The sequence below is a fragment of the Flavobacterium sp. genome (assembly GCF_046153165.1).
Classification (GTDB): Bacteria; Bacteroidota; Bacteroidia; order Flavobacteriales; family Flavobacteriaceae; genus Flavobacterium.
In genome coordinates, this window is the sequence record NZ_JBJXEN010000030.1 from 1 (window position 1) to 17712 (window position 17712).

The window sequence follows — 17712 nt, forward strand, 5'->3', positions numbered from 1 at the left end:
GGATTATAGTGATCTGTTAGTTGCCCCGCAACCGAAATCACTTTTACATCACGAATCCCATTATCAGCTAACATCTTTTCGGCAATTTCTTGACCAGACATTCCATTTTGCAATTGCAATTTAGAATAATACTCAAATTTGCTTTTTAGCCTTGAACTTACTAGCCAGCTTACTAGCATAATAGCTCCTGCTAAAATCATATAACTCATTCCCATTTTTTTTTAATTTTAATTTGTTGTATAAATTTATAGAATTATTATCAAATTGTGCGCCAAATTTTTAAAATGTCATTTTGACGGATTTAAATTTCAATGGCAATTGCAAAAATCAATTTAAATTATAAAACTACCCCACCAAGTTTATCACTTTTCCAGGAACAATAATCACTTTTTTAGGCGTATTCCCATCAAGTTGTTTGATGGTTCGCTCGTCTTTCATGATAATTTCTTCGATTTGAGCTGGTGTTAAATCCAGAGGCAAATTGATGGTGAACTTCATTTTTCCGTTAAACGAAACTGGATATTCCTTGTCGCTTTCAATTAAAAATTTCTCTTCGCAAATAGGAAAAGCTACTGTCGAAATGGATTCTGTATTTCCTAACTGGCTCCATAATTCTTCGGCAATATGCGGTGCGTAAGGCGAAAGAATAATGGCCAATGGTTCTAAAATTGCTCTTTCGTGACAATTTTGTGTTCCTAATTCGTTGACACAAATCATAAACTGAGAAACCGAAGTATTGAAAGAGAAATTCTCGATATCTTCTGTGACTTTTTTGATGGTTTTGTGTAATGATTTCAAACTGTCTTTCGATGGTTCGTTGTTGGTTACAATTAGTCCATTTTCATCAAAATACAAACGCCATAATTTTTTTAAAAAACCGAAAACACCTGTAATTCCTGCTGTATTCCAAGGTTTTGATTGCTCTAGTGGTCCAAGAAACATTTCGTACAAACGCAAAGTATCTGCTCCATATTCGTTACAAATGTCATCTGGATTGACTACGTTATACCAACGCTTAGACATTTTTTCTACTTCACGCCCAACTATATATTTTCCGTTTTCTTCTGTGATAAATTCGGCATTAGCATAATATTCTCGCCATGCTTTGAATTTTTCAATATCCAATTCATCTGATAAATTTACCATTGAAACATCAACATGGATTTCAGACATTTCTATTCTATCCAAGCTAATATATGTATCTGGATAAGCTGTTTTAATCTGACCTAAGTAAAATGCTCTTATTTTCTCTCTTTCCTCTTCATCACCTTTTGAAATTTTATCATATCTTGATTTTGAAATAAACAACGTAGGCATTTTTGGATCTAATATATCAAAACCCTCATCTGGATTAGAGTTAATTGAACCGTGAACTCTATAAACAAACGCACTCATTCCCAAAATCATTCCTTGATTAATCAATTTTTTGAATGGTTCTTCGGTTGGTGCGTAACCTCTATCTTTTAGGAATTTGTTCCAAAAACGAGAATATAATAAATGTCCTGTAGCGTGTTCGCTTCCGCCAATGTACAAATCGACACTTTCCCAATATTTAAGTGCGTCTTTGCTGGCAAATTCGGTTGCGTTGTGTGCGTCCATGTAACGCATCCAATACCACGAAGAACCCGCCCAACCTGGCATGGTGTTTAGTTCTAAAGGATGAATCGTTTCGTTGTCAATTAAATCGTTGCTTACCACTTGCTTCGTTTTGGTATTCCAAGCCCAAACTGTAGCGTTTCCTAATGGTGGTTGTCCGTCTTCGGTTGGGAGGTATTTTTCCACTTCTGGTAATGCGATTGGTAAATATTTGGCATCGATCATTTGTGGCAAACCATTCACATAATATACTGGAAACGGTTCTCCCCAATAACGTTGACGAGAGAAAACAGCATCACGCAAACGGTAATTTGTTTTTCCTTGTCCTTGGTTTAATGTTTCGAGTTCTGCAATAACTTTCTTAGTTGCTTCTTTGTAATTTAATCCGTTCAAAAAGTCTGAATTGGCAATAATTACATTGTCTTTCGAACCAAAAGCTTCGGTAGAAATATCAACATTATCGAAAATGTTTTTAATTTCTGGCATTCCATTTTGTCCTTTGAAGAAATTAGCAAAAGCATAATCTCTTTCGTCGCCACAAGGAACCGCCATCACGGCACCTGTTCCGTAACCTGCGAGTACATAATCGCCTATCCAAACAGGAATTGGTTCTTTGGTAAACGGATGTTCGGCATAAGCACCTGTAAATACTCCTGAAATGGTTTTTACATCGGCCATACGCTCTCTTTCGGAACGTTTTGCAGTTTTTTCGATATAGGCTTCAATAGTTGCCTTTTGTTCTGGCGTAGTAATTTCTTGAACCAAAGGATGTTCTGGCGCTAAGGTCATAAACGTAACTCCGAAAATAGTATCAGGACGCGTGGTGAAAACCTCAATAGCTTCTTTGTGTTCTTTCAAATTAAAAGAAACCATGGCTCCTACAGATTTTCCAATCCAGTTCCGTTGGGATTCTTTGATGCTTTCGCTCCAATCGATCTCGTTAAGTCCTTGTAGCAAACGCTCGGCATAAGCAGAAATACGCATACTCCATTGGGTCATTTTTTTACGAATCACAGGATGTCCTCCACGTTCTGAAACGCCATTTACGATTTCGTCATTGGCTAAAACGGTTCCCAATCCTGGACACCAGTTGACTTCGGTTTCGGCTAGGTATGTTAATCGGTATTGTAATAGTATTTGTTGTTTTTTCTCCTCCGAGTAAAACCTCCAATCTGACGGGAAAAATATTTCAACATTATCGTCGCAAACCGCATGAACTGTTGCGTTTCCAGCCATTTCAAAAATAGCAATCAAAGTGGAAATATCTTCGGCTTTATCGGTCGCTTTATTGTACCACGAATTGAATAGTTGAATGAAAATCCATTGGGTGTGTTTGTAATAATCGGCATTTGAGGTGCGCACTTCACGACTCCAATCGAATGAAAATCCTATTTTATCTAATTGTTCCCGGTAGCGGGCAATGTTTTCTTTGGTGGTTTTGTCTGGATGTTGCCCAGTTTGTATCGCATATTGTTCGGCTGGAAGCCCGAAAGAATCATATCCTTGTGGATGCAAAACGTTGAATCCTTTGTGGCGTTTGAATCTCGCTACAATATCCGATGCGATGTATCCTAACGGATGCCCAACGTGTAATCCTGCTCCTGATGGATAAGGAAACATGTCTAAAACATAATATTTGGGTTTGTCTGACGTATTGCTTGCTGCAAATGTTTGATTGTCTGCCCAGTGTTTTTGCCATTTGGCATCGATTTCGTTTGGATTGTATTTCATTTTTAAGGTACTAAGGTTCTGAGATGCAAAGGCTCAGAGGTTTTCAAGGATTCTTATAATTTATCTTTTAGTCTCTCGTCTTTGTGACGAGATAGGAAAATGTCCCGATAACTATCGGGATGCAAAAATGTACAAGCCATTCGCTTCAAATACTTCGATTATGCTCAGTATGTCATTTTTGTAGCGACAAATTTACATTTATTATAAGAAAATGGAAAGTTTGAACGTTAATAACTTTAAATAAAGAAATTCTTTATTATTTTTACCCAATAATTTTATTTAGTATGAGTTCTTCTTTCGATAATTTTCAAAAACGTAGATTAATCACGTCTTATTTTTCGGTGGTATTAAGTGTTTTCCTTGTATTGTTTTTACTAGGAATGTTAGGTCTTTTTATCGTAAACTCTAAAAAATTGTCTGATGACTTTAGAGAAGGAATTGCGATGTCAGTTTATTTTAAGGATGAAGCAAAAGACACAACTTTAACTAAATTTAAAGATGAACTAAAAGCTTCGAAGTTTGCAAAGACATTTACTTATGTATCTAAGGATCTTGCTGCTAAACAGCATACGGATATTATTGGGGAAAATTTTCTCGAGTTTTTAGGTATGAATCCCTTGCAAAATTCTTTTGATATTCACCTAAGAGCAGACTATGTGGTGGCGGATAGTATTACAAAAATTGAAAGCAAATTGCGTGAAAATACTTTAATTTCGGATATTGTTTATGACAAACAATTGGTAAATATGGTAAACGATAATGTAAAAAAAGTAAGTTTATGGATTCTTATTATTAGCGGACTGTTTTGTGTGATTGCAGTTTTGCTTATAAATAGCTCAATGCGTTTGTCTATACATTCAAACCGATTTATCATAAAAACAATGCAAATGGTAGGTGCAACAAAATCATTTATTAGAAAACCTTTTATTTGGCGCGGTATAAAACTAGGAATGATAGGTGCTGGAATTGCTATTGCTGCCTTGCTTGGTGTGTTATTTTATATTGACACTAATTTTCCTAATCTTGGAATACTTAATGACAAATTAACTATAGCCGCTATATTATTTGGTGTTTTTGGTATTGGTGTTTTAATTACTTTACTAAGCACTTACTTTGCAACGCAACGATTTTTGAACTTAAGAACTGACGATTTATATTAAAGTTGATTTGGTTATTCGGTTATTTGTTTAATCGTTAGAAAAATAAAAAAACATGGAAAATAAAGAACAAGGATTTCTTTTTGAAAAAGTAAACTATAAGATTCTACTTGTAGGAATTGCAGTTATTGCAATTGGATTTATATTAATGTCTGGTGGCGGAAGCGACAATCCAGCAGTTTTTAATAACGAAATTTTCAGTTTTAGAAGAATACGATTAGCTCCAACAATGGTTTTAATTGGTTTTGGAATTACAATTTATTCTATTTTGAAAAGCCCTAAGAAAGATTATTAGATTATTAGACTTCTTAGATTGTTAGATTAAAATTACATTTAACTCAATCTAAAAATCTAAAAATCTAAAATCTAAAATCTAAAAAATGAATTACATACAAGCCATTATTCTTGCTATTATAGAAGGAATTACAGAGTTTCTCCCAGTTTCTTCGACTGGACACATGATTATTGCAAGTTCTTTTTTTGGAATTGCTCACGAGGATTTCACCAAACTTTTTACGATTGTTATTCAATTAGGAGCAATCCTTTCGGTGGTAGTCTTATATTTTAAAAGATTTTTTCAAACTTTAGATTTTTATTTTAAATTATTAATTGCTTTTATTCCAGCGGTAGTTTTAGGATTACTTTTCAGCAAAAAAATTGATACTTTATTAGAAAGTCCAGTAACTGTTGCTGTTTCGCTTCTAATAGGCGGAATCATTTTACTAAAAGTAGATGATTGGTTTAATAATTCATCTGAAACAGAAATTACTTATCCAAAAGCTTTCAAAATAGGTTTATTTCAATGTATTGCTATGGTTCCTGGTGTTTCTAGAAGTGGCGCTAGTATTGTAGGCGGAATGTCACAAAAACTAGCAAGAACATCGGCAGCAGAATTTTCGTTTTTTCTTGCAGTTCCAACGATGCTTGGCGCAACGCTAAAAAAATGTTACGATTATTACAAAGACGGGTTTATACTCACTCACGACCAAATAAATATTCTAATTATTGGAAATATAGTTGCTTTTATTGTGGCGCTTTTAGCTATCAAAACATTTATTGGTTTTTTAAGTAAAAATGGTTTCAAGGTTTTTGGTTATTACCGAATTATAGCTGGAATTGCATTACTACTCATTCACTTTTTTATTCATCCGCTGACCATCATTTAATGACTCCTGAAGATTACTTAAACGGACAAGTGTTATTGATCGATAAACCATTAAAATGGAGTTCATTTCAAGCGGTAAATAAGCTGAAATATTCGCTTATAAATAAATTAGGTTTACCAAAAAAGTTTAAAATTGGGCATGCAGGAACTTTAGATCCGTTAGCAACTGGTTTGTTGATAGTTTGTACAGGAAAATTTACCAAAAATATTTCCGAAATACAAGGTCAAGCCAAAGAATATAAGGGAACTTTCTACATTGGTGCCACAACGCCATCGTATGATTTAGAAACCGAAATAGATGCTACTTTCCCTACTGAACATATTACCGAAGCCTTAATTAACGAAACAGTCAAACAATTTTTAGGCGAAATAGATCAGAAACCACCTGTTTTTTCTGCTATTAAAAAAGATGGTGTACGATTATATGAACATGCACGTGCTGGCGTTGAAGTAGAAATTGCTTCTAGAAAAACACAGATACACGAATTTGAAATTACCCGAATAGCATTACCAGAAATCGACTTTAGGATCGTTTGTAGCAAAGGAACTTATATTCGTTCTTTGGCTTATGATTTTGGATTGGCTTTGCAATCCGGCGGACATCTTACGGTTTTACGAAGAACAAAAATTGGTGATTATGATGTGAAAAATGCCATCGATGTTACTTTGTTTGATGAGTCTATCGTTAGAATAGATTAAATGAATTACAAAATTATTCTTCTCTTTTTACTGTCTAATTTTTGTGCTTTTTCACAAAAATTTGATTCTAAATATATTCAATTTGAATTGTCTACGCCTTTTAAAGCTAATACGCATCGTGGCGAAATAAATTCGGACGGAAGTAAAAATGAATATCAGTTTATTCCAGACGGATTAAGTGCTAAGCTTGGTTACGGAATACATTACGAAGAAACTATTTCGATTGGATTACATTCAGGTATCGATTGGAAAATAAACGAAAAACTTGTTATAATTCCTGTTTTTCTCAACTCTAGACTAAATCTTGAAGTTGGAGAAGAAAGTGCTATAGCATTACAATTTGGTTGGGGAAAAGCATCGGCAATTGGAAAAGGAGACGTTTTTGGAACTTATAAAAGATTTAATTTAGGTTTTCAAAACGATGATGGTTTATCTGTTTTTGCTGATTTATCTTTGTATAATTTTACTGTAAATAATTATAAAGGCTTTGGTACAATAAGTTTAGGCATAAGCAAAATTATTTTCTAGTATTGTGTTCTAATTGTTCTAAATGATGCATCAAAGTAGTTAATTCATTCTGAGTGCTCAATCCCTTGTCGTGCAAATACCACAGTTGTAATTCGGTTTTTGCAGTATTATCAATAACTCCATATTGCTGTTTATAGCTTTTTATAAGTTTTGTGGCGCCTTCAGGTCTTGGACCCCAAGTTCCTTTAAGCTGTAAAGTTTCTTTTTCGAGAATTATTAATTTTGGAATAGACCTACTCCCATTAGTCAAAAACAAATCCATTAATGGTTTATTTTCGTCTCTAAACAATAGTTTCAACTCAATGTTGTTTGATACATTAGCCATTTTATTAAAAATAGGAACTAATTGTGCAGCATCACCACACCAACCTTCGGTAAGAACTAACCAATAATATTGATATTTTAGCAAATTTAGCTCTTGCAAGCTTTCTATTCCTACGTGAATAGTTTTATCTAATCTATTCATTCTAGTTTCGTTCAGTTTACTATAATGAAGTAAATCATTTGATTGCTCATCTCCTGTAGATTTTCCTTGCTGAATTAGTTGCGAAATAATATTCCGATATTCTGAATAACTAAATGCATTTAAAAAACTTTGAGCTATAATTGTCTTCATATAATCTGAATTGCTATAGTAAATTTACAAATTATTTTAAACAAATTATTACATTTGGGAAAACTCTTTTTTATGAAAAATCGTTGTGCTTGGTGTTTGTCTAGTGATTTATATAAAGAATATCATGATAACGAATGGGGAAAACCTGTTTATGATGATGCAACTATATTTGAATTTTTAATTCTTGAAACTTTTCAAGCTGGGTTAAGCTGGATTACTATTTTAAACAAAAGAGAAAATTTTAGAACTGCTTTTGATGGCTTTGATTATAAAAAAATAGCCCGTTATTCTGAAGCCAAACAAGAAGAATTATTACAAAATCCAGGTATTATTAGAAACAAACTCAAAGTAAAATCGGCAGTGACAAATGCGATTGCTTTTATGGAAATTCAGGAAGAATTTGGCAGTTTCAGCAAATATATTTGGGGCTTTGTAGATGGCAAACCTATTGAAAACAAACCCAAAACTCTAAAGGATATTACTGCAACCTCAGCCATATCTGACGCTTTGAGTAAAGATTTAAAAAAACGCGGCTTCAAATTTGTGGGTTCGACAGTGATGTATGCCCACATGCAAGCAACGGGAATGGTAAACGATCATGTAGAAGATTGCTGGACGAGAGAATAATTTACAGTAATATCAAATGAAAATATATTTAAAAATTGTATTAAGCTTGTTTTTAATAAGTTGTATTAAAAACAAAGAGGTTACAAGCTTTCAAAACACTGTTCCAAAATTTAAAGTTCATCTAGATACTGTAAATTTATTTGACAAACAGAGAATTAGAATAATACCCGTTGCATTTTACTTCCCAAAAACAAACCAAAAAATTGAAAATCAAAAAGTGGTAGTTTTAAGTCACGGTTATAGTGAAAACAGACTTGGCGCAAATAAATCATATTCATTTTTAACTAATAACTTAGCTTCCAAAGGATATTTTGTGGTAAGTATTCAACACGAATTGCCAACCGACGATTTAATTCCAAAAACGGGAATCCCTCAAATTGTTAGGCGTCCATTTTGGGAAAGAGGAACTGAAAACATACTTTTTGTTCTTAATGAAATCAAAAAAACAAAGCCCGAATTAGATTACAAACATCTCGTTTTAATAGGACATTCAAATGGTGGAGATATAAGTGTTTTATTCGCCCATAAATATCCAGATTTAGTTGACAAAATAATTTCATTAGATAATCGACGTATGGAATTACCTAGAACTAATCAACCTAGAATTTACACACTTAGATCGAGTGATCAACCTGCAGACGAAGGTGTTTTACCAACTTCTGAAGAACAGAAAAAATTTGGAATAAGAATTATAAAACTTCCCAACACAATTCATAATGACATGAATGATAGAGGAAATAATAGACAAAAAAAGGAAATTAATAATTATGTAATGGAGTTTTTGAATGATTAACTTCTTTAGAAGTTTATTTCTTTAATAACTTCAAAAAATCTTCTCTAGGAATTTCACGACAACCCAAACTATCTAAATGGTCATTGTAAATCTGGCAATCTAATAAATTATACTGATGTGTTTTTAGATAATTTACCAACGAAATAAAGGCCATTTTCGAAGCATTACTCACTTTCGAAAACATACTTTCTCCACAAAAAACAGGAAACATATCTACTCCGTACAATCCGCCAACTAAGGTGTCGTTTTGCCAAACCTCAACCGACATGGCTTTGCCTAATTCATGGAGTTTGCAATAAGATTCTATCATTTCATCAGTGATCCAAGTACCGTATTGTCCTTCTCTTTTTACGCTTTGACAATTCTGAATTACTTCCCGAAAAGCTTTATTGAAAGTTACTTGAAAAACATTTTTATTGATGATATTTCTCATACTGTGAGAAACTATCAATTCGTCTAGAAACAAAACCATTCTTTGTTTTGGCGACCACCACATGATGGGATCGCCATCTTCAAACCAAGGAAAAATTCCACTTTCGTAAGCTAACAATAACCTTTCGGTAGATAAATCGCCACCAATAGCTAAGAGACCGTCGGGCGAGGATTCATTTGTATTAGGAAAGGATAATTCTTGGGTTAAAAAATGCATAATGAATAATAATTTCAAAATCAATGTCAATTATAGATTCCCACTTGAGCAGGAATTCAAAATAAAAAAAGCCAGAAATAAATATTACTTCTGACTTCTATTCTCTTTCTTTTTTCTAAAATTTAGAAAGGTAAATCGTCGTGTTCTTCTTCTTTAAAGTTTGTTGCTGGCTCAAATGTTTCAGCTGTTGGCATTGGTGGCGATTGTGTGCTTGGTGCTTGTGCAGCTGCCAAACGCTCTATTCTCCAACCTTTTATACTATTAAAATATTTGGTTTCTCCTTGAGGATTTACCCATTCTCTACCACCTAAATTAATAGATACTTTTACGTCTTCTCCAACATTATAATTGTTCAATAAATCACATTTGTCTTGAACAAATTCTATCATTATCGATTGTGGATATTGCTCGTCTGTGGTTACAACCAATTCTCTTTTTTTAAATGAGGCACTAATTTGTTGCTCTGCCCCAACCACTTTAATTTTCCCTGTAACTTCCATAACTTATCGTTTTGCTAATAGTACTTTCCATGCAGAAAGTATGTCTTGATTATTCAAATATTCTTTTGCTTTCAACTGTATTTTTTGTTCATCATCTGAACTTAAAACACCTTTTACAGCAAAATTTTCGTTTACAAATATAGTAATTTCTTCTTCAGTAGGCAAAGCTTCAACATTTCCTAACATACCTAAATCATTTCCATCAAAAACGGAACTTTCTTTTATAAAATTCGGAATATGATCTACTCCAATTCCTAATGTTACCAACGGTTTTGGCACTTCAAACAAACCTTGATTAGAACGAGAATACCAATTGCCACCCAATCTCGAAACTAAATCGATTTTATATTGGTCGATAGCTCCTTTTTCGTCCAAAATTTCTTCATTAATGTGAATACGAACTACTTCACAAATAATTAAATTCCCAGCACCACCTTCTTGACCTAGTTCGATGATTTCATTTACTTTACATTCAAACTGAACTGGCGATTCTGCCACACGAAAAGGTTTTACAACATCGGAAGCGATAGGTGTTAAACCAGCTTTTAGAAATTCGTTAACCCCTTCAGCATATTCTGTACTTGATAAGGAGGTTTGCTGTACAATATCATAATTTACAACATTTATAACCACTTCTCGAGTTACTTTTGCGTTTTCTAAAGTGTGTTTTGTAGTATTGTCACGCACACGTCTTGCTGGCGAAAAAATAAGAATTGGCGGATTTGCACTAAAAACATTAAAAAAACTAAATGGCGATAAATTTGGGTTTCCATCAACATCTATTGTGCTTGCAAAAGCAATAGGTCTTGGGCTTACAGCTCCTTGCAAATAGCCTTGTAGTTGCGCTGTAGTAATGTCTTTTGGAGAAATGCTGAGCATAATTGTTTATTTTCTACAAAAATAAGAAAAGCAATTGAATAGAAATAATTATACCGAATCATTAACGCCTTTTTTATATATTTATACACTCAAGAAAAAATATGCAGTTTTCGAATAAAAATAACACAACCCGTTGGGTACTAATACTCTCTTCCTTCCTAATCACTGTGCTGATTTTGTGGAATACTTATACTTTTTTTCAGATTTTTAAAAATGAGGAACGTTTAAAAATAGAATTATGGGCCGAAGCACAAAAAAGTATCAATAATGCCACTTCAGATACTGATCTTGATCTTCCTTTTCACATCATTACAAACAACAATACAATTCCAATTATACTAACCAATCAGAAAGATAGTATTCTTCAGTCTATTAATATTGATGAAAATATTATCAAAGATTCGATAAAAGCAAAAGCGCTTTTACAAAGTTTCAAAAATGCCAACAAGCGTGTTGAAATGGAATATGTAAAAGGGAAATTTCATTATTTGTATTACACAAACTCACCTTTGCTAAACAAATTAAAATATTATCCTATTGCCTTAGTATTAATCATTTTCTTGTTTGGGGCACTTGTTTACAATTATTATAAAACCAATAAAATTTCTGGACAAAACAAACTTTGGGCAGGAATGGCAAAGGAAACTGCACATCAAATAGGAACACCATTATCATCTCTCATTGGTTGGGTCGAAATTATGAAAGCCGACAATGTAGATGAAACCACGGTCCAAGAAATTGAAAAAGACATACACAGACTGCAAAATATTACCGATAGATTTTCTAAAATTGGTTCAGAGCCTGTTTTAGAAGAAAAAGATTTGGTTGAAGAAACCCAAAAAGCCTACGAATATTTGCAATCTAGATTTTCTAAGCAAGTTGTTTTTACGTTTAAAGCGCCCGAACATAAAATACCTATCTTGATAAACCCAACATTACACAGCTGGACTATAGAGAATTTGGTAAAAAACGCCATCGATGCTATGAAAGGTCGCGGTTCTATTGATGTAACCATTGAAGACGATTGGAAAACAACCAAGATAAAAGTAACCGATTCTGGCAAAGGAATTCCTAAAAACCAATTTAGAACTATCTTTGAACCTGGTTTTACAACCAAAAAAAGAGGTTGGGGATTGGGACTTTCATTAACCAAAAGAATTGTTGAAGAGTATCACAACGGAAGAATAAGAGTATTACAATCTGAAATAAATAAAGGAACAACAATTCAAATAAGTTTTAAACGATGAATTTAAGTTATTGGGAACTCAAAAATTGGTTTACAAATGTAGATTATACGATTGTTGGAAGCGGGATTGTTGGACTTCATACAGCATTACGCTTGCGTGAAAAATTTCCTAAAAGTAAAATTCTTATTCTAGAAAAAGGAATGTTACCAGAAGGTGCAAGTACAAAAAATGCAGGTTTTGCTTGTTTTGGAAGCTTGTCTGAAATTATCGACGATTTAAAATCACATACAGAAGAAGAGGTTATTCAACTCGTACACAAACGCTGGCAAGGTTTGCAATTACTCAGGAAAAATTTGGGTGATGAAGCGATAGATTTTAAACCTTTTGGCGGATATGAATTGTTTCTAAAAAATGACGAATCTACTTTTAACGAGTGTTTACAAAAATTGCCATTTATCAATGATATTTTAAAACCAATCTTTAAAACTGATGTTTTCGAGAAGAACATAGATAGATTTGGTTTCAATAATATACAGGAATATACTATTTTCAATCCGTTTGAAGCACAAATTGATACTGGAAACATGATGCAAGCTTTATTAAAAAAAGCACATTCGAATGGAATTTTAATTTTGAATAATCAGACTGTTTCTAACTTTCATGACAATGCAAATGGTGTAGAAATTCAAGTAAACGATTATAGTTTTACAACAAAAAAATTATTGTTTGCTACCAATGGTTTTGCCGGAGAATTAACAAACAACGAAGTAAAACCAGCAAGAGCACAGGTTTTAATAACCGAACCTATTCCGAATTTAGATATAAAAGGCACGTTTCATTTAGACAAAGGATATTATTATTTCAGAAATATAAATGATAGAATATTATTTGGTGGCGGCAGAAACCTTGATTTTGAAGGAGAGAATACTTCACAATTTGGCCAAACAGAAATCATACAAAATAAACTAGAAGAAATTCTAAAAACCGTAATTTTGCCCAATACCGATTTCAAAATTGCACATCGTTGGTCTGGGATTATGGGTTTAGGCAATAGCAAAAGACCAATAGTAGAATCCTTATCAGAGAACGTATATTGTGGCGTGAGATTGGGTGGCATGGGCGTAGCCATAGGGAGTTTAGTAGGAAAAGAATTAGCAGATTTAATATAATGGCGACAAAAAAAGCAACAAAACCAAAAGCAAAACCAGCTCCTAAAAAAGAAAAAACTAGTTTTGGGAGTAAAGTAAAAAGTTTTATATTCAAATTTACCTTATGGTTCGTAGGGCTTTCGGTACTTATGGTTATCATTTTTAGATTTGTACCAGTATTTTATACACCACTTATGGTTATTCGAGCATTCGAACATAATGAAGCAGGAAAAGACATGGTTTGCAGTCACGAATGGGTTCCACTCGAGGATATTTCTCTCAATTTGCCTAAAGCAGTTGTGGCAAGTGAAGACGGTAATTTCTTAAAACACAATGGTTTCGATTTTAGTGCAATGAATAAAGCTTTAAAAAGTAATTTGAAAGGCAAGAAATTAAAAGGTGGTAGTACTATCTCACAACAAACCGCAAAAAATGTTTTCCTTTGGCAAGGTCGAAGTTATTTAAGAAAAGGATTAGAAGCTTATTTTACAGTACTTATCGAGCTTTTTTGGGGCAAAGAACGCATCATGGAAGTTTATTTGAATAGCATCGAAATGGGCGATGGTGTATATGGTGCCGAAGCTGCAAGCAAACACTGGTTTCACAAAAGCGCAAAGAATTTAACCAAATACGAAGCCGCTTCTATAGCAGCAATTCTCCCAAATCCTAGAAAATATAAAGCAACTAATTCTTCTGCTTATGTCGAAAAAAGGAAAAACAAAACTTTACGAGTGATGAAATCAGTTGGAAAATTAGAATATTAAAATTTTGGCTGCATTTTTGATAACAATTTAAGAAAATTATGAACTTTCCTAAATTTATCATTATGAAAAAATTATTCTTTTCCCTCTCTATTTTGTTTTTTGTTGTTTCTTGTAAAGACGTCGCTGCCGAAGCTCCAAGTGCTATAGTCATGGACAAAATGGTAGAAGCTCCAGCTACGGAAGAAACCGCTCCAGTAATGGAAGACGAAGCTGCCGTTGGAGTCGAATCTATGGACCTAAATAAACCTAAAACAGAAGCTAAAATAATAAAAACTGGAAGTCTTCGTTTCGAAAGTTCAAATTTAGAAAGTTCATTTCAAACCATTCAAAAAGCAGTAGCAAAACACAAAGCCATTATTCAAAATGATGATTCTGGCAAAGATGATTATTCTGTTTATCGAAATTTTACTATTAGAATTCCAAATCAAGATTTTGATGCTTTTATAAACGAAATAAGTCAAGGTGTTTCTCATTTTGATAAAAAAGAAATTTCTCAGCAAGACGTAACCGAAGAATATGTAGATGTAGAAGCTAGAATGAATGCTAAAAAGAAACTCGAAGCACGTTATATTCAATTGCTAACAAAAGCAAATAAGGTTTCGGAAATGCTAGAAATTGAAAAACAACTAGCCGAAATTCGTGAAGAAATTGAAGCAAAAGAAGGTCAGCTAAAATACATGCAAAGTCAGGTTTCTATGAGTACAGTTTCTATAGAAATGTACACTAATAATCCTTCCGAAAGCGGTGTTACAGTCTCTTATGGCGGCAAAATATGGAACGAAATAAAATCAGGTTTCAACGGATTATCAAGTTTTTTGCTCGGAATTATCAGCGTTTGGCCTTTTATCATTATTTTCGTATTACTATTTATCTTTATCAAACGAAGATTTAAGAAAAAAACACAATAAAAAATGATTTCACTTTTCAAGAAAAAATATATAATTCCAGTAACGGCAAGTGCTTTCCTGTTTGTTGGTGTAAGTTTTAAAGAAGATTTCTTTGAAATAGCCAAACAAATAGAGATTTTTACCACGCTATACAAAACAGTCAATATGAACTATGTTGACGAGACCAATCCTGCCGAATTAATGGATAAGGCAATAAAAAGTATGTTGGCACAACTGGATCCGTACACTAACTATTTTAACGAACAAGATGTTGTAAAAGCTAAAATAAACAACACAGGCGAATATACCGGAATTGGTGCGATACTAACCAGAAAAGACGGAAAACTTATTGTTCGTGAACCTTACAAAAATTATCCTGCAGACAAAGCTGGATTAAAAGCTGGCGATGAAATAATTCAAATTGGTGATGTAAATCTAATCGATTTTAAAGACGATGCAACACAATTGTTAAAAGGCGGAAAAAACGCAAAAATCGATTTAAAATACAAACGAAATGGCGAAATAAAAACCACACAACTCGTTCTAGAAGAGGTCGAAATTAAAGCTGTCCCATTTTTTGGAAAAATAGATGACAAAACAGGTTATATCGTTTTAGAAAAATTTAATGCAAAAGCATCGTCAGAAACAAAAGAAGCACTAGAAAAACTTAAAGAACAAGGCGCCACACAAATTATTCTAGATTTGCGAGGAAATCCAGGTGGTTTACTAGCCGAAGCAGTAAATGTTTGTAATTTATTTGTGCCCAATAACGAAATTATTGTAACCACAAAATCACACATTGCAAAACACAATAATACTTATAAAACATCGAAAAATCCTGTCGATTTAGATATTCCGTTGGCCATATTAGTAGATGGTCATAGTGCTTCGGCAAGTGAAATTGTTTCTGGTGCTTTACAGGATTTAGACCGAGCTGTTATTATTGGTTCAAGAAGTTTTGGTAAAGGATTGGTGCAACGTTATGTCGATTTAACTTACGGAACCCAACTAAAAGTAACTATTTCTAGATATTATACGCCTTCCGGCAGATGTATTCAGGCTTTAGATTATACCAAAAAAGATGCAAACGGCAAAGCCATTCGTACCGAAGCTAAAAATTACAATGCTTTTAAAACCAGAAAAGGTCGTCCCGTTTTTGATGGTGGTGGTGTTTTACCAGATATCGAATTAGAAGAAACCAAAACCAATACTATTATTGATGCACTAGTAAAAAACGATGCGATTTTTAATTTTGCAACCCAATATTGTAATAAAAATCCAAATTTAGGCAACAAAATGCCAATGCTTACCGATGCTGATTTTATAGAATTCAAGAAATTCTTAAAATCTCAGTCTTTTTCTTTCGATACAAATACCGATTTAGCACTAAAAGAAATGCTCGAAGAAGCAAAAAAAGAAAAAATAGACGCGGCTATAAAACTACAATATGACACTTTACTAGCTTCGCTTCAAAAAGCAGAAGACCTAGAAGTAGATAAAAACAAACCCGAAATATTAGACTTATTGCGTGACGAAATTATAACACGAAACCAATACAAAGAAGGGTTGTACATGTTTTATACTAAAAATAATTCTGAGATAAAAAAAGCAACACAATTGCTTAATAATACGGTTGAATATAATAGAATATTAAAAAAATAGATTGAGGATTAGGAAGTTTTTAAGTTATAAGCCACTTATAAAAACCACATAATAAAACATCAAGATGAACAGTTTATCAACTTCTGATATAATTACTTACTCAACAATTCGTATTGAAACTTTTAGTGAAGGAACAGGAACTGGTTTTTTCTTTGATTTTAATAGTGAATCACCAAACGATAAAGAAAGGCTCGTTATAATTACAAATTGGCATGTTATAGAAGGCGTTAACACTGGACAGTTAATTTTTACAAAAATTGATGATAAGGGTAATCCATTAGATACAGAACATATTACTGTTGTACTTGAAAACTTTGAATCACTTTGGATTCCACATCCAGATGTGGATGTTGATTTATGTATTTTACCAATTAAATCCATTATTGAAAAAATTCCAGAAAATTTTTTCAATGGTCATTTTGACATTAGCCACTTACCAAAAACAGACGAACTCGAAAAGCTTTGTGCGTTAGAAGAAATTATTATGGTTGGTTATCCAAATGGTACTTGGGATGAATACAATAATAAACCCATTATTCGCAAAGGAATTACAGCAACTAATCCTCGTTTAAAATATGGTGGCGAAGACGAATTTTTAATTGATGCTGCATGTTTTCCAGGATCAAGTGGTTCTCCAGTAATTATATATAATACTGGTCATTATCTTGATAGAGATGATAATCATTATCTTGTCAGGATTCGAGTAGTTTTACTCGGTGTTCTACGTGCAGGTCCAGAATATACCGCAGAAGGAGACATTAAATTTGTGGACATTAAAAAACAAAAAATTGTGAACACTGAAATGCCTTATAATTTGGGTAATGTTATCAGTATTGGCAAGATATTAGATTTTGAGGAATTAATTTAAACGGTTTATAACAGTCCGATAGCGCGGATTTGTAATCCGTGCCCATAACAACAAGTTATACGTTTTTATGTAAAAATTTTATATTTTTATATTCTGTTTGGACAGATTTAAAATCCACACTATTGCTTTAAAGAAATAAACATGAATAAAATACAACACTTCTTCTTTTTACTTCTATTCCTTTCTTTTTCTGAGGCAATAATGGCTCAGGAAGAAATTATTCATTCTGTTTATTTCGATTTTGACAAATTTAAAC

The 17712-nt window shown here is 33.0% G+C and carries 19 protein-coding genes; 13 read left to right on the top strand and 6 right to left on the bottom strand.

Translation table 11 applies throughout. The features are described from left to right. Positions 1-215, bottom strand: a 215-nt coding sequence (locus tag ACKVOV_RS04330; RefSeq protein ID WP_409205544.1) for a zinc metallopeptidase, incomplete at its 3' end; no start/stop codon positions are given. Between the two features lie 130 nt (positions 216-345). Then, complete coding sequence (locus ACKVOV_RS04335; RefSeq protein WP_409205545.1) at positions 346-3327, bottom strand: leucine--tRNA ligase; 2982 nt, start codon at positions 3325-3327, stop codon at positions 346-348. A gap of 284 nt (positions 3328-3611) precedes the next feature. On the opposite strand from ACKVOV_RS04335, the gene ACKVOV_RS04340 reads away from it, so the two are divergent. The 5 genes from ACKVOV_RS04340 (at position 3612) to ACKVOV_RS04360 (ending at position 6876) form a co-directional block, all read left to right on the top strand. Next, complete coding sequence (locus tag ACKVOV_RS04340; protein ID WP_409205546.1) at positions 3612-4487, top strand: cell division protein FtsX; 876 nt, start codon at positions 3612-3614, stop codon at positions 4485-4487. A 52-nt stretch (positions 4488-4539) separates the two neighbouring features. After that, positions 4540-4779 (top strand): DUF3098 domain-containing protein, encoded by a 240-nt coding sequence (locus ACKVOV_RS04345; protein ID WP_409205547.1) that lies wholly within the window; start codon positions 4540-4542, stop codon positions 4777-4779. 85 nt (positions 4780-4864) lie between these two features. Beyond that, complete coding sequence (locus ACKVOV_RS04350) at positions 4865-5650, top strand: undecaprenyl-diphosphate phosphatase (protein ID WP_409205548.1); 786 nt, start codon at positions 4865-4867, stop codon at positions 5648-5650. Then, positions 5650-6348: a tRNA pseudouridine(55) synthase TruB gene (truB, locus tag ACKVOV_RS04355; protein ID WP_409205549.1), complete on the top strand. Its 699-nt coding sequence runs from the start codon at positions 5650-5652 to the stop codon at positions 6346-6348. Before ACKVOV_RS04350 ends, truB begins: the two co-directional genes overlap by 1 nt. Further along, complete coding sequence (locus tag ACKVOV_RS04360) at positions 6349-6876, top strand: hypothetical protein (RefSeq protein ID WP_409205550.1); 528 nt, start codon at positions 6349-6351, stop codon at positions 6874-6876. Here the strand turns inward: ACKVOV_RS04360 and ACKVOV_RS04365 are convergent. Then, a complete protein-coding gene (locus ACKVOV_RS04365; protein WP_409205551.1) occupies positions 6866-7492 on the bottom strand; it encodes a thioredoxin family protein in 627 nt (208 codons plus the stop codon). The two genes, ACKVOV_RS04360 and ACKVOV_RS04365, sit on opposite strands and share 11 nt — an antisense overlap. A 72-nt stretch (positions 7493-7564) precedes the next feature. Here ACKVOV_RS04365 and ACKVOV_RS04370 point away from each other — a divergent pair, with 72 nt between their 5' ends. Then, positions 7565-8119: a DNA-3-methyladenine glycosylase I gene (locus tag ACKVOV_RS04370; RefSeq protein WP_409205552.1), complete on the top strand. Its 555-nt coding sequence runs from the start codon at positions 7565-7567 to the stop codon at positions 8117-8119. Positions 8120-8135: 16 nt separating this feature from the next. Then, a complete protein-coding gene (locus ACKVOV_RS04375) occupies positions 8136-8912 on the top strand; it encodes an alpha/beta fold hydrolase (protein WP_409205553.1) in 777 nt (258 codons plus the stop codon). A 13-nt stretch (positions 8913-8925) separates the two neighbouring features. Here the strand turns inward: ACKVOV_RS04375 and aat are convergent, their stop codons facing one another. From aat to ACKVOV_RS04390, 3 genes are all read right to left on the bottom strand, one after another. Next, positions 8926-9561: a leucyl/phenylalanyl-tRNA--protein transferase gene (gene aat, locus ACKVOV_RS04380; protein WP_409205554.1), complete on the bottom strand. Its 636-nt coding sequence runs from the start codon at positions 9559-9561 to the stop codon at positions 8926-8928. Positions 9562-9683: 122 nt separating this feature from the next. After that, positions 9684-10061, bottom strand: a complete 378-nt coding sequence (locus ACKVOV_RS04385) for a DUF3127 domain-containing protein (RefSeq protein ID WP_409205555.1) — start codon at positions 10059-10061, stop codon at positions 9684-9686. Positions 10062-10064: 3 nt separating this feature from the next. After that, positions 10065-10940 carry a flavin reductase family protein gene (locus tag ACKVOV_RS04390; RefSeq protein WP_409205556.1) on the bottom strand — a complete coding sequence of 292 codons (876 nt, stop codon included), beginning with the start codon at positions 10938-10940 and terminating at the stop codon, positions 10065-10067. Between the two features lie 101 nt (positions 10941-11041). Between ACKVOV_RS04390 and ACKVOV_RS04395 the strand changes: the two genes are divergently transcribed. The 6 genes from ACKVOV_RS04395 to ACKVOV_RS04420 all read left to right on the top strand — a co-directional run bounded on the left by ACKVOV_RS04395 (position 11042) and on the right by ACKVOV_RS04420 (position 17456). Then, a complete protein-coding gene (locus ACKVOV_RS04395) occupies positions 11042-12187 on the top strand; it encodes a sensor histidine kinase (protein WP_409205557.1) in 1146 nt (381 codons plus the stop codon). Continuing rightward, on the top strand, positions 12184-13296 hold the full coding sequence (locus ACKVOV_RS04400) for an NAD(P)/FAD-dependent oxidoreductase (RefSeq protein ID WP_409205558.1): 1113 nt from the start codon (positions 12184-12186) through the stop codon (positions 13294-13296). Before ACKVOV_RS04395 ends, ACKVOV_RS04400 begins: the two co-directional genes overlap by 4 nt. Continuing rightward, on the top strand, positions 13296-14039 hold the full coding sequence (gene mtgA, locus ACKVOV_RS04405; RefSeq protein ID WP_409205559.1) for a monofunctional biosynthetic peptidoglycan transglycosylase: 744 nt from the start codon (positions 13296-13298) through the stop codon (positions 14037-14039). Before ACKVOV_RS04400 ends, mtgA begins: the two co-directional genes overlap by 1 nt. 62 nt (positions 14040-14101) lie before the next feature. After that, entirely contained in the window at positions 14102-14947 is an 846-nt protein-coding gene (locus tag ACKVOV_RS04410) for a DUF4349 domain-containing protein (protein ID WP_409205560.1), read from the top strand. A 3-nt stretch (positions 14948-14950) separates the two neighbouring features. Next, positions 14951-16588: a S41 family peptidase gene (locus ACKVOV_RS04415; RefSeq protein ID WP_409205561.1), complete on the top strand. Its 1638-nt coding sequence runs from the start codon at positions 14951-14953 to the stop codon at positions 16586-16588. Between the two features lie 64 nt (positions 16589-16652). Then, entirely contained in the window at positions 16653-17456 is an 804-nt protein-coding gene (locus ACKVOV_RS04420) for a serine protease (RefSeq protein ID WP_409205562.1), read from the top strand. Positions 17457-17712: the final 256 nt, after the last annotated feature.